This window comes from Comamonas kerstersii, assembly GCF_002056725.1.
In the GTDB taxonomy this organism is placed as follows: Bacteria; Pseudomonadota; Gammaproteobacteria; order Burkholderiales; family Burkholderiaceae_C; genus Comamonas; species Comamonas kerstersii.
In genome coordinates this window covers 1,879,324-1,902,283 of sequence record NZ_CP020121.1, presented here as the reverse complement: position 1 = coordinate 1,902,283, position 22,960 = coordinate 1,879,324, and the positions used below count along the sequence as shown (strand labels likewise).

Here is a 22,960-nt window from a genome sequence, read left to right as displayed (position 1 = left end):
ATCAAGAGGAGCAACGCATGGATTTGGCATTTACGCCCGAAGAACAGGCCTTCCGCGAAGAAGTACGCGCCTGGATCAATGCCCATCTGGACCCGACACTGGCGCACAAGGTGCGCAGTGGCCTGCGCCTGAGCCGCGAAGACCTGCAAGGCTGGGCCAAGACCCTGGGCAAACAAGGCTGGCTGGCCTATGGCTGGCCCAAGGAGTTTGGCGGCCCCGGCTGGAATGCGGTGCAAAAGCACCTGTTTGCCGAAGAACTGGCCAAAGCCGGTGCCCCTGGCATCGTGCCCTTTGGCCCGGTGATGGTGGCCCCCGTCATCATGGCCTATGGCACGCCCGAGCAGCAGCAGCGCTTTCTGCCCGGCATTGCCAGCGGTGAAGTCTGGTGGAGCCAGGGCTATTCCGAGCCCGGCTCCGGCTCGGACCTGGCCAGCCTCAAGACCCGCGCCGAGCGCCAGGGCGACCACTACATCGTCAACGGACAGAAAACCTGGACCACGCTCGGTCAGTACGGTGACTGGATCTTCTGCCTGGTGCGCACCAGCACCGAAGGCAAGCCGCAGACCGGCATCAGCTTTTTGCTGATTGACATGCAAAGCCCCGGTGTGACCGTGCGCCCCATCAAGCTGCTGGATGGCGAGCACGAGGTCAACGAGGTGTTTTTTGACAACGTCAAAGTACCTGCCGACCAGCTCATTGGCGAAGAAAACAAGGGCTGGACCTACGCCAAGCACCTGCTGGCCCACGAGCGCACCAATATTGCCGACGTCAACCGCAGCAAGCGCGAGCTGGAGCGTCTCAAGCGCATTGCCAAGCAGGAAGGCGTGTGGGAGGACAGCCGCTTCCGTGACCAGATTGCCCTGCTGGAAGTGGACATCATTGCGCTGGAAATGCTGGTGCTGCGCGTGCTCTCGGCCGAGAAAAGCGGCAAGAACCCGCTGGACATTGCAGGCCTGCTCAAGATCAAGGGCAGCGAAATCCAGCAGCGCTACACCGAACTCATGATGCTGGCCGCAGGCCCCTACAGCCTGCCCTTGATCGAGGAAGCGCTCTACCCCGGCTGGCAGGGCGATTTCCCCGGTGGCATCGTCGGCAATGCGCCGCTGGCGGGGGCCTACTTCAACTTCCGCAAGACCACGATTTACGGTGGCTCCAACGAAGTGCAACGCAACATCGTCGCGCAGACGCTGCTGGGCTGAGAAGGAGATACAGCAATGGATTTCGATTTTTCCGATGACCAGCAGCAGCTGCGCGAAGCCGCACGCCGCTGGGTAGAAAAAGCCTATACCTTTGAACACCGCCGCGCTGCCGTACAGGCGGGGGGCTTTCAGCGCGAGAGCTGGAACGCCCTGGCCGAACTGGGCCTGACCGCGCTGAACGTGCCGGAAGCCCATGGCGGCATGGGCATGGGCGCCGTAGAAGCCATGGTGGTCATGGAGGAAATGGGCCGTGGCATGGTGCTGGAGCCGCTGGCGCAAAGTTTTCTGGCCGCACGCGTCATCAGCCAGTTCGGCAGCGAAGCCGTCCAGGCCGCATGGCTGCCGCGTATTGCCAGTGGCGAGGCGCTGGTCGTGCTCGCACATCAGGAGCGCCGAGCGCGCTACAGACTGGACATTTGTGAGTCTAAAGCCTCTCAAACGCCCGATGGTTATGCACTGACCGCTCAGAAAAGCATAGTACCTGCGGGCGATCAGGCCGATGCCTATCTCGTGCCCGCACAGCTGGATGGCCAGATCGCCCTGTTCCTGGTCGAGCGCAGCGCGCCCGGTGTCAGCGCCCGTGGCTATGGCACACAGGACGGCAGCCGCGCCGCTGAGGTGGAAACCGATGGCAGCCCCGCCACGCTGATCACCACCGAAGGGCTGGCGGCGCTGGAGCTGGCGGTGGATGTGGGCAGCGCCGCCGTCTGCGCCGAGGCCGTGGGCGTGATGGAAGAAGTGCTGCGCATCACGGCCGACTACCTCAACCAGCGCAAGCAGTTTGGTGTGCCAATTGCCAGCTTCCAGGCCCTGCGCCACCGTCTGGCCGACATGAAAATGCAGCTGGAGCTGGCCCGTTCCATGAGCTACTACGCCAGCCTGATGCTGGAGACCCCTGCCGAGCAGCGCCGCCGTGCCATGGCCCGTGCCCGTGTGCAGCTGGGCCAGTCGATGCGCTATGTGGGCCAGCAGGCCGTGCAGCTGCATGGCGGTATTGGGGTGACGGACGAGTACATCGTCAGCCACCAGTTCAAAAAGCTCACGCAGCTGGAAATGACCTACGGCGACACCCTGCACCACCTCGGCGAAGTGTCTGCCCGCATGCTGGAGACTGCAGGCGTAGGCGAAGCCTGAGCAGCCACAGCACGTACCAGCGCACAGAACTCAGAAAGCACAAAGGCCACCTCGCGGTGGCCTTTGTTTTAGGGTGCACCCCATGCTGGGCGCGGCTCAGGTCAGACGGCTGTCTACCGGCTGCATGGGCGGAGAAATGTCTGTGTCGCCCAGCAGGTGCAAGGCATTGCGCTCCATGGTGCGGCACATGGCGTCCAGCGGCAGGTCGTTGTTGTCCGTGCCAAAAGGCTCTTCCAGCTCGTCACCCAGCGCATCCAGCCCAAAGAAGGTATAGGCCACGATGCCGACCACAAACGGGGTCATAAAGCCGGTCACATCCACCAGGCCAAAGGGCAGCAGGAAACAGTACAGATGCGCCGTGCGGTGCAGCAGCAAGGTGTAGGAAAACGGAATGGGCGTGTAGCGCAGGCGCTCGCAGGAGGCGGCAGCAAAGGTGATGAAAGTCAACGTCTCATCCATCTTGTTGTAGCTGATGGAGTCAATCTGGCCGTCACGTACGCACTGCGCCAGGTCGTTGGCATTGGCCTGGATGATGGCGTCCCCCCGGTAATCCATGGGCAGGTTGCGCACCTTGTCCCAGTCGTCCCGGGTCAGCCAGCGCTCCACAGCGCGGTCGTCCATGTGGTGGCGCAGCTGGGCACGCAGCGCATGGGCATGGGCCAGTGCGCGGTGGATCACGCGCACGCGCACATCACCTTCGCGGTTGTTGGGGTCAAGCGGCTGGTCCAGCCGAATCAGGCTCAGGCACTGGCGCGCCAGCACGCGCACGCGGATGTTGATGTCACCCCAGAGCTTGCGCCCTTCCCAGTAGCGGTCATAGGCGGTGTTGTTGCGAAAGCCCAGAAAAATGGCCAGCGGCAGACCAATCAGCGAAAAGGGAATGGTGGTGACGGTGATCTTGATATCGAAGAGATAACCGTGAGCCAGCGTGACCAGCACGGCCAGCAGGATGTTCAGGCTCAGTTTCCAGCGGATGCGCTGTAGCACAGACCCTCTCAGAATGAGAAACAGGGTCAGCCCAGAAGGGCGCTCGTGCACGATCATGGTGTAGCTTGGCGGAAGAAAACCGGCGATTTCACCATGCGCCCTACCCCATTTCAGGCATTACTGAAATTTTCAAACTCGGGCGCATGGTCTTTGTCAAGCACCAGGTCCTGCGCCAGACGCGATGTCTTGGGCACGTGCATGCGCAGGAACTCCATCTGGTCAGCAAGAATGCGGCGATTGCGCAGGATGAAGTCTTCCCAGATGCTGGGAACGTAAGGCGCATACAGCAGCGGCATGCGTGCCTGCTCAGGGGTGCGGGGACCTTTGCGGTGGTTGCAGGAGCGGCAGGCCGTGACCAGATTCATCCAGGACGTCTGCCCCTTCTGGCACAGCGGAATGATGTGCTCGCGCGTGAGCTCGTCTGCATGAAACACCTTGCCGCAGTAAGCGCAGACATTGCGGTCACGCGCAAACAGCTTGGTATTGCTCAGACCCGGCTCCATCTCGTGCGGGTTGATGCGTGGCACGCCGCGTGTGCCAATGATGCTGTGCACCTCGATGCTGGACTGCAGGCCAGTGCGCGCGTTGTGCCCCCCGCGAAATACGGCGATGGTGGAACCCATGGTCCAGCGAACATCGTCCGCAGCGTAGTGCAGCACCGCTTCTTCCAGGGTGATCCAGGACTGTGGCAAACCGTGGGCGGACAGCTTCAAGACTCTCACGTTCAGGCCTCCTTGCACAAGCAGAGGATGGCTGCACCTCAGACCAGAGCCGGGCTTGGCGCGCCATGCATCTGCATCACAATATACTTGCTTTCGGTGACAAACTGCCACCACGATTTATTTCTGTGGGCTTTCAAGCTATAAAAACCAAAGCAATCAAATGAAGATTTTTCGCGGATTCAAACACCCGGGGCTAGCACCAAATTGCGCGGTCACCATCGGCAACTTTGATGGCGTGCACCGAGGCCATCAGGCCATGCTGGCCCTGCTGGCGGGTGAAGCCGCACAGCGCGGCATTCCCACCTGCGTGCTGACCTTTGAGCCCCACCCCCGCGACTACTTCGCCGAGAAATTCAAAAAACCCGAACTGGCCCCTGCACGCGTGGGCACGCTGCGCGACAAGCTCTCCCAGCTGGAGTTCTGCGGCGTAGACCAGGTCGTGGTGCTGCCTTTCAACGACATCCTGGCCAGCCAGTCGCCCGAAGCCTTTATCCAGGAAGTGCTGGTCGAAGGCCTGGGCGCGCAATATGTACTAGTGGGCGATGACTTCCGCTTTGGTGCCAAGCGCGCAGGCGACTACGCCATGCTGGACGCCGCCGGACAGCGCCTGGGCTTTGATGTGGCCCGCATGAACAGCTATGAGGTGCATGGCGAGCGCGTGTCCAGCACCACCGTGCGTGCCGCACTGGCAGATGGCAATATGGAACTGGCCGCACAGATGCTGGGCCACCCCTACACCATCTCCGGCCACGTGGTCCATGGCCGCAAGCTGGGTCGCCAGCTGGCCGAGACTACCCCAGGCGCCTTGGACGGCTTTCGCACCTTGAATCTGCGCTTTAACCACTGGAAGCCAGCCGCCCAGGGCATTTTTGCCGTGCTGGTGCATGGCCTTGCCGATGCCCCCCTGCGCGGCGTGGCCAATCTGGGCGTGCGCCCTTCCCTGGACCCCAATGACGTGAACGGCGGCCGCGTGCTGCTGGAGACGCATTGTCTGGATTGGCCATCCGAGCTGGGTAGCGAAGGTGCCTACGGTAAAATCATCCGCGTGGAACTTTTGCACAAACTGCACGACGAGCTGAAATACGACAGTCTGGAAGCCCTGACCCAGGGCATCGCCAAGGACTGCGATGACGCACGCGCGTTCTTCGCCACGTACACAGAAACCCGTCGCCAGACCACGCGCGACCGAATTTGACGCTCGCCTTCGTCAGCTCGAGCGCCGACATTGCGCTCGGTGCTCCACCCCGCTTTTTTCGCCCGGCCCTGTGCTTGGCAGCCCTGCTTTCAAGGTTCCCCCATGTCTGACCAAAAATCGAACAAGCCCGAAGCGTCCGTCTATCGCACCACGCTGAACATGCCCGATACCCCCTTCCCCATGCGCGGCGATCTGCCCAAGCGCGAGCCCAACTGGGCCAAGGAATGGGACGAGCAAGGCGTCTACAAGCAGCTGCGTGACGCCCGTCGTGGTGCGCCCAAGTTCATCCTGCACGATGGCCCCCCCTACGCCAACGGCAAGATCCACATTGGCCACGCCGTGAACAAGGTGCTCAAGGACATGATCGTCAAGAGCCGCCAGCTCGAAGGCTATGACGCGCTGTATGCACCCGGCTGGGACTGCCACGGTCTGCCGATTGAGAACGCCATCGAAAAGCTGCATGGCCGCAACCTGCCCCGCGACGAAATGCAGGCCAAGAGCCGCGCTTTCGCGACCGAGCAGATCGCGCAGCAGATGGTGGACTTCAAGCGCCTGGGCGTCCTGGGCGACTGGGACCACCCCTACAAGACCATGAACTACGCCAACGAAGCCAATGAGCTGCGTGCGCTGAAGAAAGTCATGGAGCGAGGCTTTGTCTACCGCGGTCTGAAGCCCGTGTACTGGTGCTTTGACTGCGCCTCCTCGCTGGCCGAGTTTGAAATCGAATACGCGGACAAGCAGTCGCAGACGCTGGACGTGATGTTCCCCGCAGCCGATCCAGCCAAGCTGGCTGCAGCTTTCGGTCTGCCTCAGCTTTCCAAAGAAGCGTTTGTGGTGATCTGGACCACGACTGCGTGGACCATCCCTGCCAACCAGGCGCTGAACGTCAACCCCGATCTGGAATACAGCCTGGTCGACACCGAGCGCGGCCTGCTGATCGTGGCTTCCGCTCTGGTCGAAAAGTGCCTGGCCCGCTGGAAGATCGAAGGCACCGTGGTTGCCACCGCCAAGGGCGAAAAGCTGGACCACATGCCCTTCAAGCACCCGCTGGCACACGTGGACAAGGGCTTTGACCGTATCTCGCCCGTGTACCTGGCCGAATACGCCACGGCCGAAGACGGTACCGGTATCGTGCACTCGGCCCCTGCCTATGGTGTGGACGACTTCAACTCCTGCGTGGCCAACGGCATGGAGTACAAGGACATCCTGAACCCCGTGACCGGCAACGGCGTGTATGCGGCTGACCTGCCCATGTTTGGTGGCCAGCACATCTGGAAGGCTGTGCCCGTGATTCTGGATGCCCTGAAGGTGGCTGGCCGCCTGATGGACACCACGGGCCTGACCCACAGCTACCCCCACTGCTGGCGCCACAAGACGCCCGTCATCTACCGTGCGGCCGCCCAGTGGTTCATCCGTATGGACGAAGGCGAAGGCGTGTTTACCGACCCCGCGCAAAAGCCTGAGAAGACGCTGCGCCAGATCGCGCTGGAAGCGATTGAGCAAACCAGCTTCTACCCCGAAAACGGCAAGTCCCGCCTGCGCGACATGATCGCTGGCCGCCCTGACTGGTGCATCTCGCGCCAGCGCAGCTGGGGTGTGCCCATCCCCTTCTTCCTGCATGTGGACACGGGCGCTCTGCACCCCCGCACCATGGAGATCATCGACCAGGCGGCCGACATGATCGAGCAAGGTGGCATCGAGGCCTGGAGCCGCGTAACCACCGAAGAAATTCTGGGTGCCGAAGAAGCCAAGCACTACACCAAGAGCACCGACATTCTGGAAGTGTGGTTCGACTCTGGCTCCACCTTCTGGCACGTGCTGCGTGGCTCGCACCCTGAGCACCACCACGACAGCGGCCCCGAGGCTGACCTGTACCTCGAAGGGCACGACCAGCACCGCGGCTGGTTCCACTCTTCGCTGCTGCTGGCTTCTGCCATCTACGGCCGCGCGCCCTACCGCGGCCTGCTGACCCACGGTTTCACGGTGGACGGCCAGGGCAAGAAGATGTCCAAGTCGCTGGGTAACACCGTGGCGCCACAGGACGTGTCCAACAAAATGGGGGCGGAAATCATCCGCCTGTGGGTGGCTTCGACCGACTACTCGGGCGACCTGGGCATTGACGACAAGATTCTGGCCCGCGTGGTGGACGCCTACCGCCGCATCCGCAACACCCTGCGCTTCCTGCTGGCCAACACCAGCGACTTTGACGCTGCTACCGACTCCGTGCCTTACGAGCAGCTGCTGGAAATCGACCAGTACGCGCTGGCACGTGCGGCCGAGCTGCAAAAGGAAATCCTCGGCCACTACCACGTGTACGAGTTCCACCCCGTGGTTGCCAAGCTGCAGCTGTTCTGCTCAGAAGACCTGGGCGGCTTCTATCTGGATGTGCTCAAGGATCGCCTCTACACCAGCGCACCCAAGAGCCTGGCCCGCCGCTCGGCCCAGACCGCACTGCACCAGATCACCCATGCGCTGCTGCGCTGGATGGCGCCTTTCCTGTCCTTCACGGCCGAAGAAGCCTGGAAGATCTTTGGCAACAGCAACTCCATCTTCCTGGAGAAGTTCACCGACCTGCCCGCAGGCGACGAAGCCTTGCTGGCCAAGTGGAAGCGCCTGCGCGACATCCGTGACGTGGTGAACAAGGACATCGAAACCGTGCGTGCCGAAGGCAAGATTGGCGCATCGCTGCAAGCCGAAGTAACGCTGGCCGCCGAGCCAGAAGATCTCGCCCTGCTGCAATCGCTGGGCGATGACCTGAAGTTTGTGTTCATCACCTCGGCAGCCAATGCTGTGGCTGGTGACGCACTGCAGACCACGGTGAAGGTCAGCGAACACGCCAAGTGCGAGCGCTGCTGGCACTACCGCGAAGACGTGGGCGTCAACCCCGAGCACCCCACCCTGTGCGGCCGTTGCGACAGCAACCTGCACGGCGAAGGTGAAGTCCGCACCAAGGCCTGAGCCTTAAAAAGATGAGCTGTTAGCGCCTGTATTTGCTTGGTTTCAATATGAAAACTATCTGAAACCAAGTATTTACAAGCGCAAGCAGCTATTGTTTTATTTGCAAACCGCTTTCACTGTAAAGATTGGCCATGAGCAGCACCCCAGCGCCCACCACCGACCTGCAAGCACGCAAACCGGCCTACTGGCCCTGGCTGATCTGGGCCGCGCTGCTGATCTTTGTGGACCAGATCACCAAGCAGTGGATTCTGAACATCTTTGAATATGGTGACTGGGCCCCCATCACCAGCTTCTTCAACCTGGTTCGTGCCCACAACACAGGGGCAGCATTTTCCTTTCTGGCCAGCCATGACGGCTGGCAGCGCTGGCTGTTTGTCGGCATTGGCGTGATTGCCACCGTGCTCATCATCTGGCAGCTGCGCAAACACCCCCAGCAGAAGTTCTTCTGCTTTTCCATTGCCTCCATCCTCGGCGGTGCCTTGGGCAATGTGATTGACCGCCTGCAGCACGGCTATGTGGTGGACTTTCTGGACTTTCACCTCGGCGGCTGGCACTACCCGGCCTTCAACGTGGCCGACATTGCCATCTGCGTGGGCGCCGCCTGCCTGATCCTGGACGAAATCCTGCGCGCAAGACGTGCCAAGCGGACAAACACTGCTGCCTAAACAGCCCCCAGACCCAGCTACAGCCAGCCCACCCTCGCGGTGGGCTTTTCTTGGGCATGCTCCGTGCATGTGCTCCCAAAAGTCGCCCCGAAAATTTTCGTTTCAATAGAATCTGATATTTTCGTTTTGGTTCGATTGTTTTCTTTATTCCGCACCTACTTGTGCGTGATGGGCCGGCCCTGAGAGCGCGATTGGCAGCCTCAAGGGTATATTCCTTGGCGTCATCGTCTGATCCATGAAGCATTTACTCAATCTCTTAGCCGCCATTGCCCTGCTGGTCTGGGGCACACAGCTGGTACGCACCGGAGTGCTGCGTGTTTTTGGTGCCAACCTGCGTGAATTTCTCTCGCGCGGGGTCAGCAACCGCCTGCGCGCGGTACTCTCGGGGATTGGTGTCACCACCATTGTGCAGTCCAGCACGGCCACGGCGCTCATCGTCTCCTCCTTTGTGGGGCAGGGCATGGTGTCGCTCACCGCAGCGCTGGCCGTGATGCTGGGTGCGGACGTGGGCACCAGCGTGATGGCTGTGGTGTTTTCGCTGGACCTGTCCTGGCTGTCGCCACTGTGTATCTTCACCGGCGTGGTGCTGTTTATTTCACGCCAGGACACGACTGCAGGCCGCGTGGGCCGGGTGCTGATTGGTCTGGGGCTGATGCTGCTGGCCCTGCGGCTGATCAATGAGGCCACCACGGTGCTCACGCAAAGCCCCGTCATGGTGACCCTGCTGGAAGCACTGACCAGCGACATCACCATGGAAGTGCTCACCGGCGCTATTCTGGCCATCATCTGCTACTCCAGCCTGGCCACCGTGCTGCTGGTCTCAACCCTGGCAGCGTCTGGCGGCATTCCCGTGGATGTGGCACTGGGCCTGGTCATTGGTGCCAACCTGGGCAGCGGCTTGCTGGCCGTGATCACCACCCTCAAGGCCAATGTACAGACCCGCCAGGTGCCCCTGGGTAATCTGATTTTCAAGATCATTGGCGTGCTGCTGATGGTGCCGCTCACTGGCCTGTGGGCAAGTTATGCCTCCCAGCTGTTGCCAGATCTGGCCAGCCAGGTCGTCATGTTCCACCTGGCCTTTAACGCCGTTGTGGCCGTGGTGTGCATTGCCTTTACTGACAAGGTGGCATGGATGGTGCAGAAAATCCTGCCACAGCAGGAGGAAGAAGCGTCGCTGTCCACCTCTCGCCCACGCCATCTGGATGTGTCGGCCCTGAGCACACCTTCGCTGGCTATTTCCTGCGCCGCGCGCGAAGCCTTGCACCAGGCCGATGTGGTAGAAGCCATGCTGCTGGGCCTGCAGAAAGTGTGGATGAGCGACGACCAGAAGCTGTCGGAGCATCTGCGCAAGCTGGATGACGAAGTGGACGATCTGTACTCCGCCATCAAGTACTACATGACCAAGATTTCCCGTGAGGAGCTGGACGAGCATGAAGGCCGCCGCTGGACGGAAGTCATCAGCTTCACCATCAATATGGAGCAGGTGGGAGACCTGATCGAGCGCGTGCTGCAGGACCTGGAAGACAAGAAGATCAAGAAGGGCCGCCAGTTCTCACAGGCGGGCCTGGAGGAAATCAACCGCCTGCACGAGCATCTGGTCTCCAATCTGCGTCTGGCCATGAGCGTGTTCCTGACCGGCAATGTGCGCGATGCACAGAAGCTGCTGGAAGAAAAAGTACGCTTTCGTGATCTGGAACTGGCCTACTCTGCCACCCACCTGGGCCGCCTGTATGACAACACGGTGCAAAGCATTGAAACCAGCTCGCTGCACATTGACATGATCAGCGACCTCAAGCGCATCAACTCCCTGCTGTGCTCTGTGGCCTACCCCATCCTCGAGCAGGCTGGCGCACTGGCTCCCAGCCGTCTGCGTGAGCAAAAGGGCTGAACCAGCCACTGAACAAAAAAACGCCCACTGAAAAGTGGGCGTTTTTGCTGGCAGCTCAGATCTGCTCTTATGAGTGCGTGGTGTTCACGCCATCCACGATCACATGGTGTGTGCTGCGTGCACGAGGGTGGATAAAGAAGTGGTCGCTATGGATGGTGTATGGCTTGATGTGCTCCAGATCCGCATTCAGCTTCTGGCCCTGCTTGTCATGCACGGCATACAGAATGAAAGGAATGGCGGCAACAATCAAAAAGCTCACCACCAGGCTGCTGACGTATACGTCCATGCCATGTGCACCCGGCAAAGAGCTGGGGGGCACAAAAGAGATTACAAAGGCAAACAGCGAAACCAGGAAGCCCACACCGGCAATCAGCAACTTGAAGGTCTTGCCTCCAGGCACGTTGAAGGCGCGCTTTTTCTCAGGTTGCTTGCACACCAGGTGCATATAGCCCAGGAAGAGCATGAAGTAGCTGCACAGATAGATCACCACGGTCAGCGACATCGCAATCAGGAAGGAGATGTTGTTGCCGCCCCCTGTGTTGGTGAAGACAATCAGCGCTACGGTGGTAATCACCAGCTGGCTGATCACCAGTGCCACGGGCACACCGTTCTTGTTCACGCGGCTCAGCGCCTTGGGCAACAGACCACGCTGCGCCGTCACCAGCATGCCGCGCGAGGGGCCTACGATCCAGGCAGCAACCTCAGCCAGCACTCCCAGCATCAGCAAGGTAGCAATGATGCGGATGGTCCACTCCACGCCGGGGCCAAACTGGCCAATCAGCACTTCAAAGGCTTGCATCACGCCAGCGGACAGATTGATCTCGGCATGCGGAATGACCGCAGCCACAGACAGACCGCCGATAGAGCTGAGCACAATGGCTGCCGCCATCAGCAAGATGATGGCCAGCGGATAATCACGCCCGGGGTTTTTCATCTCGTTGACGTGGGTGGCCGAAGCTTCCGCGCCCATGTAGCTCAGGATAAAGGCTACAAACACCACCATCGTGCCCAGCTTGGTGAAGTCCGGGAAGAAGCTGGCAGCGTCCATCTTGATCTGCAGTGTTGCACCGCTGGACAGGTAGCTGATAGCCAGCAGCACCAGAATGGCGGCAGGCAGCAAAATACCTGCGAAAAAGCCCAGTTTGGCAATCTTGGCGGTGTACTTGGTCCCTCCGAACTGAGTGAAGGCCAGCAGCCACAGAATCACCAGCCCGCCAATGGTCTTGAGCACGGGGCTGGTATTGAGTTCAGGCCACTTCAAAATGTATGACAGGCACCCCAGCACGAAATACAGCATGGGGATAAAGCCAATGGCAATCTGCAGATAGCCAAAGGTGATGGCAGCAAAGCCCCAGCGCTCGCCGAGCGTGTTGGAGACCCAGGAGAAAACGCCGCCTTCTTCCCAGCCTTCTACCGTCGCCATTTCTGCAGAGCACAGGCCCAGTGGCACAAACCACAGCAGCCCGCCCAGCAGTAAGAAGAACACCAGGCTAAAGCCCGAGGTGGCAAAGGTGGGGTATTCATAGACCGCCATCACCATGGATGCGGTGATGGCAAAAAAACCGATCAGACTGAGCTGATTTTTTGCGTTTGATGCTTGCGCTGTGGCCATAAGTCCTCCGCTGGATAAAAAAATGGCATGCCGGGAAGCAATCTCCACAGGCATGCCAGGACTAGCGTTTAACGATGGCTAAATCCACCTGCTTCCTTTTCCGTCAACGGGTTGGAGACAGGGTGCGCCTTGAAGTACTCCAGCGCACGCTTCATGTCTTCAATCAGCAAGGAGCCCAGATCGCGGCTCACGCCGTGGCGCACCAGAATGCGCTGCACCACCAGGTCTTCACGGTTGGCAGGCATGGAGTAGGCCGGCACCTGCCAGCCACGGCTGCGCAGGCGGTCCGCGAAGTCATACAGGGTGTAGCCGTTGATGGCATCGGGGTTCTTGAGCGTCCAGGCCAGCGCAGGAATGCCGTGCTTGGGGTTGCCATCAAAGATGATCTTGAAGTCGCCCAGCTTTTCAATTTCCTTGGCCAGGTACATGGCGGTCTCATAGCAGGCACCGTGCACCTTGGCGTAGCCTTCGCGGCCCAGACGCAGGAAGTTGTAGTACTGCGCAATCACCTGGCCACCGGGGCGCGAGAAATTCAGCGCAAAGGTGGGCATATTGCCGCCCAGGTAGTTGACGTTGAAGATCAGCTCTTCGGGCAGATCCTTGGCTTCACGCCAGATCACCCAGCCCACACCCAGTGGTGCCAGACCAAACTTGTGGCCGGAGGAGTTGATGGACTTCACGCGGGGCAGGCGGAAGTCCCATTCAATTTCAGGAGCACAGAAGGGCGCCAGGAAGCCGCCACTGGCGCCGTCCACGTGCATGGGAATATCCAGACCGGTTTCCTGCTGCAGCTTGTCCAGCGCATCGTGAATCGCTTTGACGGGCTCGTACTGGCAGGTAAAGGTCACGCCCATGGTGGGCACCACGCCAATGGTGTTTTCGTCCACGCGCTTGAGCACTTCGTCCGGATTCATGATCATGCGATCGCCTTCCAGCGGCACTTCGCGGATTTCCACATCAAAGTAGCGCGCAAACTTGTGCCAGCAGATCTGCACGGGGCCGCAGACCATGTTGGGGCGGTCGGTGGACTTGCCCTGCGCTGCACGCTTCTTGCGCCACTGCCACTTCAGCGCCAGACCACCCAGCATGGCCGCTTCCGAAGAACCCACGGTGGAACAGCCCAGGGTGGTTTCTGGCGAAGGTGAATTCCACAGATCCGCCAGCATGTGCACGCAGCGGCTTTCAATTTCTGCAGTCTGTGGGTATTCGTCCTTGTCGATCATGTTCTTATCGATCGACAAGTCCATGATGGCGCGCGCATAGTCATCCACCCAGGTCTGGCAGAAGGTGGCCAGGTTCTGGCGCGAATTGCCGTCCAGCATCAGCTCGTCACGTACGGCGCTGAACACATTGCGGCCATTGAGCTCGTTTTCTGGAAAACGCTTTTTGGGCAACGACGATAGCAGCTCTCGCGATGCATAAATATCGTCATTCAGGTTTTGCGCCATCTATTACCTCTCTCTTTCAATATCAAGTTTGCACATAGCAAAGATTTTTTACTACGGCTTGGACTTTGTACCAAACATTCCTCCCAGAGGAACGCCGCAGACGCCAAGAAGGAAAAAAGACTACGCAAGCAACACGCACGAACCGACACTGGACATGAAGAGCCTCGATCATTTCATAGATTCTTTTTAATAAGAAAAAATATTCATGAAAATAAAAAAAGCCGGCATGTCTTCTTGCCGGCTTTTTACATGCCAAAAAAAATGAGACTGGATTAAAGCTCCAGATAATCGCCCAGCACCAATGTTGCCTCCGGTGTAAAACGCCCGGCTTTCAGCCAGGCCAGCAAGGTTTCATGGTCAATGCAGGCAAATTGCTGCACTTCGCCATCCTGGTTGCTGGGCGTCACCTCCTGCGGCACCGTGCCCACAAACCAGTCGATGCGCTCGCGCATATAGGCAGCGCCACCCGGCACCTCATCGCTGGGGCAGGCAAACATCACATGGCCACCATGGCGCAGGTGGAGCAGCTGGGTGACATCCAGCCCAGCCTCTTCCTGGGTTTCACGTGCCAGCGCCTGCTGCAGGCTGTCGCTGGCCGAGACCATGCCGCCCATCAAGGTGTCCCACTTGTCGGGGTGGTTGGCCTTGGTACTGCTGCGCTGCTGCACCCACATGCGGCCATCCGGCGCCAGACCAATGAGATGTACGGCATGCGTTGCCACCCCCAGCACGCGCACCACTCCACGCTCTACCGTCGCCACGCGCTGGCCCTGCGGAGTGCAGACGGCAATCTGCTCATCCCGCCAGGGACCGCTGCGCCCCTGCTCACGCAGCAGCTGTGCCAGCGCATTCAGACCAAAGCTGGCATCTGGGGCTGTCAGGCTCCAGGCATTGCCCAGCCCTGGTGTTTTTTTCTGCGTCAGCGTAATGCGCTGCCCTCGCAGGAAATCGACCCCCACCCGTTCCAGGAAACCCTCTGCGACCGTGCCTATGACCTGCCCGTTCCAAAGCAGGGGCATGCGCGGTTGATCAGGCGGGCGCTGTGCCGCATCTCGGAGTTTTTCCAGCCAATCCATGCTCTTTCCTCGCTCCTTCACACCATCAAAATGGTCGACCCTGTCGTGCGCCGTGCCTCCAATGCCTCGTGGGCCGCACGCACCTCGTCCAGCGCAAAGCGCTGGTCAATATGAATCCTGACCTGACCGCTGCTCACCACGGCAAACAGGTCATCTGCCATGGCCTGTGTCGTCGCACGATCATGGGCGTAGACAAACAGGCTGGGGCGCGTCACATACAGGCCCTTGGCAGCCAGTGCTGCCAGAGACACCGGCGGCACGGGCCCCGAGGCATTGCCAAACGAGACCATCAGCCCAAAGCGGCGCAGGCAGGCGATGGAGCCCTCCCAGGTGTCCTTGCCTACGCTGTCGTAGACCACTTTCACGCCCTGCCCCTGCGTGATCTCCTGCACCCGTGCGGCAAAGTCTTCTGTTCTGTAATTGATAGCGTGTGATGCCCCATTGGCAAGCGCCAGCTGGCATTTTTCATCACTGCCTGCCGTGGCGATCAGCTGCAGCCCCAGGGCCCTGGCCCACTGGCAGGCAATCAGCCCCACACCACCGGCGGCGGCATGGAACAGCACATAGTCCCCAGCCTGCAGACCCTGCATAGGCTGGCATTGCTTGAGCAGGTATTGCACCGTCATGCCCTTGAGCATCATGGCAGCTGCCGTGTCAAAACTGATGTTGTCAGGCAGCCTGCAGACATGGGTGGCCGGCATGACGCGGCGTTCGCAATAACTGCCCGGAGGGTTGCATGCATACGCCACCCGATCTCCTGTTTGAAGATGGGTAACGCCGTCACCTACGGCCTCCACCACGCCCGCAGCTTCCATGCCCAGCTGCAAAGGCAGGGGCAAGCTGTACAGGCCGGAGCGCTGGTAGACATCAATAAAATTCAGCCCCACTGCGTGGTGGCGCAACAAGATTTCTCCCGGACCGGGCTGCCCTGCATCTCGCACCACGAGGTCCATGACCTCGGGGCCGCCGTTGCGCTGTATCTGTACCGCCTTGCTGAGTATCGCTGACATATTTTTTGCCTCCTTATTCTGATGAAACGCTGTCACCTGCATCATCGTGCCACGTTTGGACAGCTGTCTGCGATTTGTCTCCGCTACCATTGCCGGCCATGAGTTCCCCTTTGACTATTGGCACGGCTGCCATGTTGACTTTGGCTCCACTGATGTGGGCTGGCAATGCCATTGTGGGCCGCCTGGTACACGATCTGATTTCCCCCTTCACCCTCAATCTGCTGCGCTGGTGCATTGCCTTTGTCATCCTGCTGCCCTGGGGTGGCTATGTACTACGCAAAAACAGTACCATGTGGAAGTGCTGGAAGCAGTACGCCGTCCTCGGCGTGCTGGGCATTGGCTGCTACAACGCCCTGCTGTATCTGGCACTCAAGACCTCCTCGGCCATCAACGTGACGCTGGTGGGCTCCAGCATGCCCATATGGATGCTGCTCATTGGCCGCATCTGGTTTGGCACGGCCATCAGTGGCCGTCAGGCCGTGGGGGCCCTGCTGTCCGTGCTGGGCGTGGCCGTGGTGCTCAGCCGCGGAGATGTGAACCAGTTGCTGGGGCTGCATCTGGTGCCGGGGGACTGGTTCATCCTGCTGGCCACCATCGTCTGGTCGTTCTACAGCTGGCTGCTGGCGCGCAGCGGCCAGACCATGCAGGGGCAGGAAAGCATTCGCAGCAATTGGGTGGGCTTTCTGATGGCGCAAATGCTGTTTGGCATTGCCTGGTCAGCCCTGATTACCGGCGGTGAAGCAGCCGTGGGCGATCTGGTGTTCGTGCCCAGCTGGCAACTGGCTGCTGCCATGCTGTTCATTGTGATTGGCCCGGCCATTCTGGCCTACCGTTTCTGGGGCGAAGGGGTGCGCCGCGCAGGGCCTGCGACAGCGGGATTTTTTGCGAATCTGATTCCGCTGTTCACCGCCCTGCTTTCCATTCCGGTGCTGGGTGAGGTGCCACAGCTCTACCATGCGCTGGCCTTTGCGCTGATTGTGGGCGGGATTGTGGTCTCGTCCCGGCGCTGATCGCAGCATGCGGGTACAGTGGGCCTCACACTCACCCTGAGAAAGCAGGCCGTATGAAGGCTCCCTCCGCCACGCAGCAAAAAGTGCTGCGTCTTGAGCAACAGGTCAGCAACTTGCTGGCACAAGTGCAGGCGCTGCAAGCCACGGTGCAAACCTTACAGGCTGCACACCCCGCTGCGCAGGGCATCTCCCCCTCGCCAGACACTGACCTCACTGCCAAATAGAACAGCGCCAAAAAACAAAGCCCGCACATGCGGGCTTTGTTCATTGCTGGCTTGATGCCAAACGTGCGATGCAGCGCTTCAGAAAGTGCCAATATACAAGCCACCGTCAGGCAGGATGTTCTGCCCCGTCATATAGCCTGCCTGCTGGCTGCACAGGAAGGCGCAGATGGCACCGAACTCATCGGGCGTGCCAAAGCGCCTGGCAGGAATCTGCGCAGACTGTGCCTTGCGGATGTCCTCCAGCTCCTTGCCACTCTTGGCGGCAGCCGCCTTGAAGGTGGTGGCCAGACGGTCGGTATCGAACTTGCCAGGCAGCAGGTTGTTGATGGTCACGCCCTTGGCGGCAATGCCAGAGCGCGCCAGACCGGCCACAAAGCCTGTCAACCCTGTACGCGCGCCATTGGACAGTCCAAGTATGTCGATAGGCGCCTTCACCGCGCTGGAGGTGATGTTGACGATGCGGCCAAAGCCACGCGCGGCCATGCCATCCACGGTGGCCTTGATCAGCTCAATCGGCGTGAGCATGTTGGCATCCACGGCCTTGATCCAGTCGGCACGCTCCCAGTCACGGAAGTCGCCGGGTGGCGGGCCGCCCGCATTGGTCACCACAATGTCAAAGTCCTTGCCGGGGCCACTGGGTACGCTGAACACGGCGGCGCGGCCTTCTGGCTGCGTGATGTCGCAGGCCACAGTCAGCACCTGTACGCTGGTGTTCAACGCCTGCAGCTGCTCGGCCGCAGCCTGCAGGGCTTCAGCGCCACGGGCGTTGATCACCACATTCACACCTTCCTGCACCAGCGCCTTGGCACAGCCAAAGCCCAGGCCCTTGCTCGCGCCGCAGACCAGCGCCCATTTGCCTGCAATTCCCAGATCCATTGCTTATCTCCTCTTTGTACTTGCTAGCGTCTACCTGACAACGCCTGGCTTCTTGGCCCAGCGCGTAAACACAAAAATGCCCACCATGACCAGGCTGGTGCCTGCAAACATCCAGACATTCAGCTGCTCATCGAGCAGCCACACGCCCATCAAGATGGTGGACAGCGGGCCAATCATGCCGGTCTGCGCCGTCATGCCGGGGCCGATGCGCTCAATCGCCATCATGACCATGAGCACCGGCGCTACCGTGCAGGCCGTGGAATTGAGCGCGGACAGCCACAGCACCTCGGGCGCCACTGCCATGGCCGAGATGGGATGGGTCAGCAAAAACTGTGCAATGCAGAAAAAGCAGGCCACGCTGGAGGCCAGACCCACCAGCCGCAGCGAGCCCAGGCGCTTGACCATCTCGCCGCTGTAGACCATGTAGATGGCATAGCTCACGGCACTGGCAAACACCAGCAGCGTGCCCCAGATGGCATCACTGCCCTGCGCGCCCACCTCATGCCCAAAGACCAGCAGCACGCCGCAATAGCTCAGCAGCATGCCGACAAACTGCATCCAGGTAATGCCGCGCTTGTAGACCACCCAGCCAAAGAGCACGACCAGGGTGGGGTTGAGGTAGAGAATCAGCCGCTCCAGCGCCGCTGTGATGTAGGCCAACCCGGCAAAGTCCAGATAGCTGGCCAGGTAGTAGCCACTAAAGCCCAGCCCCAGCACGCCCAGCCAGTCCTTGCGTGTGAGTGCTGCCTGCCCGCGCCCGGCCCACCATGCCATGAGCAAAAAGATGGGCAGCGCAAACAGCATGCGGTACATGAGCAGCGTGACCGCATCCACCCCATAGCGATAGGCCAGCTTGACGATGATGGCCTTGCCACTGAAGGCAATCGCCCCCAGCACCGCCAGCGTCAGGCCTAGCGCTACCCCTTTAGGAGCTTTTTGCGCTGGTGGATTCTGGATTTCAGACACTTTTATATTGAAAACCTAGATAAATCAAACGCAAGGCGCTATTGTTTTAAAGAATCACTCAGTGCTTGCCACCAAACAGCTTGTGATGCAGGCGGCGCAGCGACCACCAGACACTGAAAGCCACCACGGGAATGGCCACAGCCGCCGTGATCTCAGGAGAGAGCGGCCAGCCCAGCTTCTGCGCGCCCTTGCTCAGATAAGTAATCAGCCCCGTGATGTAGTAGGTGATGGCCGCTACAGACAGGCCTTCCACCGTGGACTGCAGCTTCAGCTGCGTGCCCTGCCGGTCGTTCATGGTGGCCAGAATTTCCTGGTTGCTTTGCTGCTGCTCGATTTCCACGCGCGTGCGCAGCAGATTGCTCACCCGCGAGACACGCTGCGACAGGGCATTCTGGCGGTGCACAGCCCACTCGCAGGTACTGCGTGCGGGCGAGAGGCGCCGCTCCATGAACTCCTGAATCGTCAGCAGGCCAGACAGGCGCTCTTCGCGCAAGTCCTGAATGCGCTTGTCCACCAGCTCAAAGTAGGCCTTGCTGGCAGAAAAGCGCGAATGGGTGGCGGCATATTCGCTCTCCACCTGCCCCGCCAGCCGCGTCAGGTGATCCAGCAGCGCAGGCTCGGCATCGCGATCCGCCTCGCGGATGGCATTGGCCAGCTCAGCCAGTTCTTTTTCTGCAGCGCCCAGCACACTGGCAGCCTTGCGCGCAGCAGGCAGGCCCAGCAAGGCAGCCATGCGGTAGGTTTCAATCTCCAGCAGGCGCTGCACCAGACGGCCCATCCGGCGTGCGCTGATGCTGTCTGAAGGCTTGACCAGCATGCGCGAATAGCCATCGGCATGGATGGCAAAGTCGGTGCAGACCTCGGTATGCCCCGCATGCACGGCCGCGCCCGCCAGCGTGTCTGCATTGAGCATTTGCTGCACCAGATGCTTCATGCCCTTGCCTTCGCACTGCGCATCCTTGACGATCCACAGGTGAATGCTGCTCAGGCACTCGCCAGGCAGGTTGCGGAGCCACTGCTGCGGCACCTCTTCCATGGCTGTGAGCGGTGCACGCGTATCCAGCGGTGCATCGGCAGGCAGTGGCACCATGAAGGTCCAGCTGACAAACTCGGTATGCAGCTCCCAACGCAGGCGAAAAGTGCCCAGATCTACACGCAGGTGCGTGCAGTCTGCATCCGGTCCCGTGCAGTGGTGGTCGTGCAGCAAGGCTGCCAGATGCGCACGACTGGCCTCACGCTGCGCCGGGTCTGCCAGCATCACCACATGGGCAATGGCGGCCGGGCCTTCAATGGCTTCGGCAGGCCGGGCATGGACTTCGTTGTGCAGCAGCGCACGCAGGGGGTGCTGTTGGGGATGCGAAAGAACGGGCATAAGCGGAGAAAAACGATCAGCACATATTGTGCGGCGAACCATGACTGCCCCGCTCCACACGATTGCAGTAGCCCCATATCGCCAAAGCCCCGCCGTGGCGGGGCTCAGTCACTGTGCGGGAGCAGGCTTAGAAAGTTTCCCACTCATCGTGGCTTTGTTGCATAAATGCTCGGCGAACAGCTTGTACGCTCAGGCTATGAGCGGATCGACGCTTTTCCTGTCCTTTGCAAAGCTTGCTCAATCCAAGAACGATCAATGAAAGCAGCCAATTGATCAAGCTGATCTGACGCTTGAGAGAGACATTGGCGCAATGCGCCTGAGAGAACACCCATCAATGAAAAAGGCAACGTGTAAACACGTTGCCTTTTAGCGCATTTAGAGGCTGCTGAACCTTAACTGACTGGCATTAGCCTCGAAAGGCGCCTTTTCTGGGAAATGCCGGGAAGAGAAATTAATCTTCCACAAACGCTTCTTCACGCTTGTTCTTCACTGCGGGCAGACACACGATCACCAGCAGGATCACGGCCAGCACCAGCATGGTGGCAGAGATTGGACGTGTCACGAACACGCTCCAGTCACCGCGCGACAGCAGCAGTGCACGGCGCAGGTTTTCTTCCATCATGGGGCCCAGGATGAAGCCCAGCAGCAGGGGCGCAGGTTCTGTGCCCAGCTTGTAGAAGATGTAGCCAATGAAACCGAAGATACCCACCATCCACACGTCGAACTCGGAGTTCTTGGTGCCGTATACACCCACCGCGCAGAACAGCACGATGGCAGGGAACAGCCAGCGGTAAGGCACAGACAGCAGCTTGATCCACATGCCGATCATGGGCAGGTTCAGAATGATCAGCATCGCGTTACCCAGCCACATGGAGGCGATCAGGCCCCAGAACAGCTCGGGGTTGCTGGTCATCACCTGAGGACCAGGCTGGATGTTGTGGATGGTCATCGCACCCACCATCAGCGCCATCACAGCGTTAGGTGGAATACCCAGGGTCAGCAGAGGAATAAAGGAAGTCTGAGAGCCAGCGTTGTTGGCAGACTCAGGTGCTGTCACACCACGGATATTGCCTTGACCGAAAGGCACTTCACCAGGACGCAGCTTGGTCTTCTTCTCGATGGTGTAGGAAGCAAAAGCCGACAGCATGGCGCCACCGCCTGGCAGGATACCCAGCGCCGAACCCAGCGCCGTACCACGCACCATGGCGGGGAACATCAGCTTGAAGTCTTGCGCGGTAGGCATCAGCCCCTTGACCTTGGCGGTGAAGATTTCACGCTGGTCATCTGGCTTGGACAGGTTGGCAATGATTTCACCGTAGCCAAACACACCCATGGCGATCACGACGAAGTCGATACCGTCGGTCAGTTCAGGAATGTCCAAGCTGTAGCGTGCCACGCCGGAGTTCACGTCCGTGCCGATCATGCCGAACAGCAGACCCAGCACGATCATGCCAATGGCCTTGAGCAGCGAGCCGGAAGCCAGCACCACAGCACCGATCAGACCCAGCACCATCAGCGAGAAGTACTCGGCAGGGCCGAACATGAAGGCAACTTCAGTCAGCGGGGGAGCAAAGGCAGCCAGGATCACGGTGCCCACGCAGCCAGCGAAGAAGGAGCCAATACCAGCAGCTGCCAGCGCAGGGCCTGCACGGCCCTTGCGTGCCATCTGGTAGCCGTCAATCATGGTCACCACAGAGGACGACTCACCGGGCAGGTTCACCAAGATAGCGGTGGTAGAGCCACCGTACTGGGCGCCGTAGTAAATACCGGCCAGCATGATCAGTGCTGCCACGGGTGGCAGCGAGTAGGTGGCGGGCAGCAGCATGGCGATGGTCGCCACTGGACCCAGGCCAGGCAAGATACCGATCAGCGTACCCAGGATACAGCCGATCAAGCAATACATCAGGTTCTGGGCCGTGAAGGCGACCCCGAAGCCCATCGACAAGTGTTCAATCAATTCCACGATGCAAATCTCCAGGGGGCATTAACCGACGATGAAGGAAGGCCAGACAGGGAACTGCAGGCTCAGCGCCCACACGAACACCGCATAGCTACCCGCGGCCAGAATGGTTGCGAGCACCAGGGTTTCCTTGATCTCCACTTCCTTGCGCGCAAAGCTGGCAATGATCACCAGACCATAAATTGCCACGATCAGGCCAAAGCTGGGAATGCCGATGGCAGGAATGCCAACCAGCAAAATACCGAAGGCAAAGTTCGCACCCAGAATGAAGGCAATCTGGCGCCATGCCCACTTACCGATAGGGTCACCATCAGCCGGACCACTGAGTGTTGACTTGAACGAAATTGCCAGACCGATGATGGCCAGCAAGATGCCCAGAATCATGGGGAAGTAGCCAGGGCCCATGCGCGCGCCGGTACCAATGCTGTACTCCGTCGCGCCAATGGCAAAGCCAGCGCCCACGACCGTGTACATCAGGCCAGCGAAAAAGTCTTTTTGACTCTTGATTTTCACGAAAACGTCTCCTGCAAGGGATTCACGACCTGTGGATTCTGTAAGCAAAGTGAAGTGGAATTCATGTGGGTTCCACCTACGGAATAACCGACATAAACCGCGAATTTGCAGGATTTTTTACGCGTTTCCCCTAGGAAAATGCAAG

19 protein-coding genes are annotated in these 22,960 nt (G+C 59.9%); 8 read left to right on the top strand and 11 right to left on the bottom strand.

The genetic code is table 11. The features are described from left to right. Window positions 1-17: 17 nt before the first annotated feature. Both B5M06_RS08865 and B5M06_RS08860 read left to right on the top strand, forming a co-directional pair. A complete protein-coding gene (locus tag B5M06_RS08865; protein WP_054065102.1) occupies window positions 18-1,199 on the top strand; it encodes an acyl-CoA dehydrogenase family protein in 1,182 nt (393 codons plus the stop codon). Window positions 1,200-1,214: 15 nt separating this feature from the next. Beyond that, window positions 1,215-2,333 (top strand): acyl-CoA dehydrogenase family protein, encoded by a 1,119-nt coding sequence (locus B5M06_RS08860; RefSeq protein WP_054065101.1) that lies wholly within the window; start codon window positions 1,215-1,217, stop codon window positions 2,331-2,333. A gap of 96 nt (window positions 2,334-2,429) precedes the next feature. Here the strand turns inward: B5M06_RS08860 and B5M06_RS08855 are convergent, their stop codons facing one another. Then, window positions 2,430-3,377 (bottom strand): bestrophin family protein, encoded by a 948-nt coding sequence (locus tag B5M06_RS08855; protein WP_054065100.1) that lies wholly within the window; start codon window positions 3,375-3,377, stop codon window positions 2,430-2,432. Between the two features lie 53 nt (window positions 3,378-3,430). Further along, window positions 3,431-4,042, bottom strand: coding sequence for an HNH endonuclease (locus B5M06_RS08850; RefSeq protein ID WP_054065099.1), 612 nt, complete (start codon window positions 4,040-4,042; stop codon window positions 3,431-3,433). Between the two features lie 160 nt (window positions 4,043-4,202). Between B5M06_RS08850 and B5M06_RS08845 the strand changes: the two genes are divergently transcribed. The 4 genes from B5M06_RS08845 (at window position 4,203) to B5M06_RS08830 (ending at window position 10,748) form a co-directional block, all read left to right on the top strand. After that, entirely contained in the window at window positions 4,203-5,237 is a 1,035-nt protein-coding gene (locus B5M06_RS08845) for a bifunctional riboflavin kinase/FAD synthetase (RefSeq protein ID WP_054065098.1), read from the top strand. Window positions 5,238-5,339: 102 nt separating this feature from the next. Next, on the top strand, window positions 5,340-8,195 hold the full coding sequence (gene ileS, locus B5M06_RS08840; protein WP_054065097.1) for an isoleucine--tRNA ligase: 2,856 nt from the start codon (window positions 5,340-5,342) through the stop codon (window positions 8,193-8,195). Window positions 8,196-8,326: 131 nt separating this feature from the next. Continuing rightward, window positions 8,327-8,860: a signal peptidase II gene (lspA, locus tag B5M06_RS08835; RefSeq protein ID WP_054065096.1), complete on the top strand. Its 534-nt coding sequence runs from the start codon at window positions 8,327-8,329 to the stop codon at window positions 8,858-8,860. 235 nt (window positions 8,861-9,095) lie between these two features. Next, window positions 9,096-10,748, top strand: coding sequence for a Na/Pi cotransporter family protein (locus B5M06_RS08830; protein WP_054065095.1), 1,653 nt, complete (start codon window positions 9,096-9,098; stop codon window positions 10,746-10,748). 67 nt (window positions 10,749-10,815) lie between these two features. Here the strand turns inward: B5M06_RS08830 and gadC are convergent, their stop codons facing one another. The 4 genes from gadC to B5M06_RS08810 form a co-directional block, all read right to left on the bottom strand. Beyond that, a complete protein-coding gene (gene gadC, locus B5M06_RS08825; protein WP_054065094.1) occupies window positions 10,816-12,360 on the bottom strand; it encodes a glutamate/gamma-aminobutyrate antiporter in 1,545 nt (514 codons plus the stop codon). 68 nt (window positions 12,361-12,428) lie between these two features. Further along, entirely contained in the window at window positions 12,429-13,808 is a 1,380-nt protein-coding gene (gene gad, locus B5M06_RS08820; RefSeq protein ID WP_077344421.1) for a glutamate decarboxylase, read from the bottom strand. 272 nt (window positions 13,809-14,080) lie between these two features. Next, a complete protein-coding gene (locus B5M06_RS08815; protein WP_054065093.1) occupies window positions 14,081-14,884 on the bottom strand; it encodes an NUDIX hydrolase in 804 nt (267 codons plus the stop codon). A 17-nt stretch (window positions 14,885-14,901) separates the two neighbouring features. Next, window positions 14,902-15,894, bottom strand: coding sequence for a quinone oxidoreductase family protein (locus tag B5M06_RS08810; RefSeq protein WP_054065123.1), 993 nt, complete (start codon window positions 15,892-15,894; stop codon window positions 14,902-14,904). A 98-nt stretch (window positions 15,895-15,992) separates the two neighbouring features. On the opposite strand from B5M06_RS08810, the gene B5M06_RS08805 reads away from it, so the two are divergent. Further along, on the top strand, window positions 15,993-16,904 hold the full coding sequence (locus tag B5M06_RS08805) for a DMT family transporter (protein ID WP_054065092.1): 912 nt from the start codon (window positions 15,993-15,995) through the stop codon (window positions 16,902-16,904). A gap of 53 nt (window positions 16,905-16,957) precedes the next feature. Beyond that, entirely contained in the window at window positions 16,958-17,128 is a 171-nt protein-coding gene (locus B5M06_RS16990; protein ID WP_162777353.1) for a hypothetical protein, read from the top strand. A gap of 78 nt (window positions 17,129-17,206) precedes the next feature. On the opposite strand, the gene B5M06_RS08800 is transcribed toward B5M06_RS16990, so the two are convergent. The 5 genes from B5M06_RS08800 to B5M06_RS08780 all read right to left on the bottom strand — a co-directional run bounded on the left by B5M06_RS08800 (window position 17,207) and on the right by B5M06_RS08780 (window position 22,815). Further along, on the bottom strand, window positions 17,207-18,004 hold the full coding sequence (locus tag B5M06_RS08800) for an SDR family oxidoreductase (protein ID WP_054065091.1): 798 nt from the start codon (window positions 18,002-18,004) through the stop codon (window positions 17,207-17,209). A gap of 30 nt (window positions 18,005-18,034) precedes the next feature. Next, window positions 18,035-18,970, bottom strand: coding sequence for a DMT family transporter (locus tag B5M06_RS08795; protein WP_054065090.1), 936 nt, complete (start codon window positions 18,968-18,970; stop codon window positions 18,035-18,037). A gap of 58 nt (window positions 18,971-19,028) precedes the next feature. Then, window positions 19,029-20,342 carry a DUF3422 family protein gene (locus B5M06_RS08790; RefSeq protein WP_054065089.1) on the bottom strand — a complete coding sequence of 438 codons (1,314 nt, stop codon included), beginning with the start codon at window positions 20,340-20,342 and terminating at the stop codon, window positions 19,029-19,031. Between the two features lie 451 nt (window positions 20,343-20,793). Then, window positions 20,794-22,305: a tripartite tricarboxylate transporter permease gene (locus B5M06_RS08785; RefSeq protein WP_054065088.1), complete on the bottom strand. Its 1,512-nt coding sequence runs from the start codon at window positions 22,303-22,305 to the stop codon at window positions 20,794-20,796. Between the two features lie 21 nt (window positions 22,306-22,326). Next, a complete protein-coding gene (locus B5M06_RS08780; RefSeq protein WP_054065087.1) occupies window positions 22,327-22,815 on the bottom strand; it encodes a tripartite tricarboxylate transporter TctB family protein in 489 nt (162 codons plus the stop codon). Window positions 22,816-22,960: the final 145 nt, after the last annotated feature.

What these genes read in the sequence shown, in the direction of transcription:
- B5M06_RS08865 (WP_054065102.1), top strand. Translation starts at nt 18, where the DNA reads ATGGATTTGGCATTTACGCCCGAAGAACAGGCCTTCCGCGAAGAAGTA.
- B5M06_RS08860 (WP_054065101.1), top strand. Translation starts at nt 1,215, where the DNA reads ATGGATTTCGATTTTTCCGATGACCAGCAGCAGCTGCGCGAAGCCGCA.
- B5M06_RS08855 (WP_054065100.1), bottom strand. Translation starts at nt 3,377, where the DNA reads ATGATCGTGCACGAGCGCCCTTCTGGGCTGACCCTGTTTCTCATTCTG.
- B5M06_RS08845 (WP_054065098.1), top strand. Translation starts at nt 4,203, where the DNA reads ATGAAGATTTTTCGCGGATTCAAACACCCGGGGCTAGCACCAAATTGC.
- ileS (WP_054065097.1), top strand. Translation starts at nt 5,340, where the DNA reads ATGTCTGACCAAAAATCGAACAAGCCCGAAGCGTCCGTCTATCGCACC.
- lspA (WP_054065096.1), top strand. Translation starts at nt 8,327, where the DNA reads ATGAGCAGCACCCCAGCGCCCACCACCGACCTGCAAGCACGCAAACCG.
- B5M06_RS08830 (WP_054065095.1), top strand. Translation starts at nt 9,096, where the DNA reads ATGAAGCATTTACTCAATCTCTTAGCCGCCATTGCCCTGCTGGTCTGG.
- gadC (WP_054065094.1), bottom strand. Translation starts at nt 12,360, where the DNA reads ATGGCCACAGCGCAAGCATCAAACGCAAAAAATCAGCTCAGTCTGATC.
- gad (WP_077344421.1), bottom strand. Translation starts at nt 13,808, where the DNA reads ATGGCGCAAAACCTGAATGACGATATTTATGCATCGCGAGAGCTGCTA.
- B5M06_RS08815 (WP_054065093.1), bottom strand. Translation starts at nt 14,884, where the DNA reads ATGGATTGGCTGGAAAAACTCCGAGATGCGGCACAGCGCCCGCCTGAT.
- B5M06_RS08810 (WP_054065123.1), bottom strand. Translation starts at nt 15,894, where the DNA reads ATGTCAGCGATACTCAGCAAGGCGGTACAGATACAGCGCAACGGCGGC.
- B5M06_RS08805 (WP_054065092.1), top strand. Translation starts at nt 15,993, where the DNA reads ATGAGTTCCCCTTTGACTATTGGCACGGCTGCCATGTTGACTTTGGCT.
- B5M06_RS16990 (WP_162777353.1), top strand. Translation starts at nt 16,958, where the DNA reads ATGAAGGCTCCCTCCGCCACGCAGCAAAAAGTGCTGCGTCTTGAGCAA.
- B5M06_RS08800 (WP_054065091.1), bottom strand. Translation starts at nt 18,004, where the DNA reads ATGGATCTGGGAATTGCAGGCAAATGGGCGCTGGTCTGCGGCGCGAGC.
- B5M06_RS08790 (WP_054065089.1), bottom strand. Translation starts at nt 20,342, where the DNA reads ATGCCCGTTCTTTCGCATCCCCAACAGCACCCCCTGCGTGCGCTGCTG.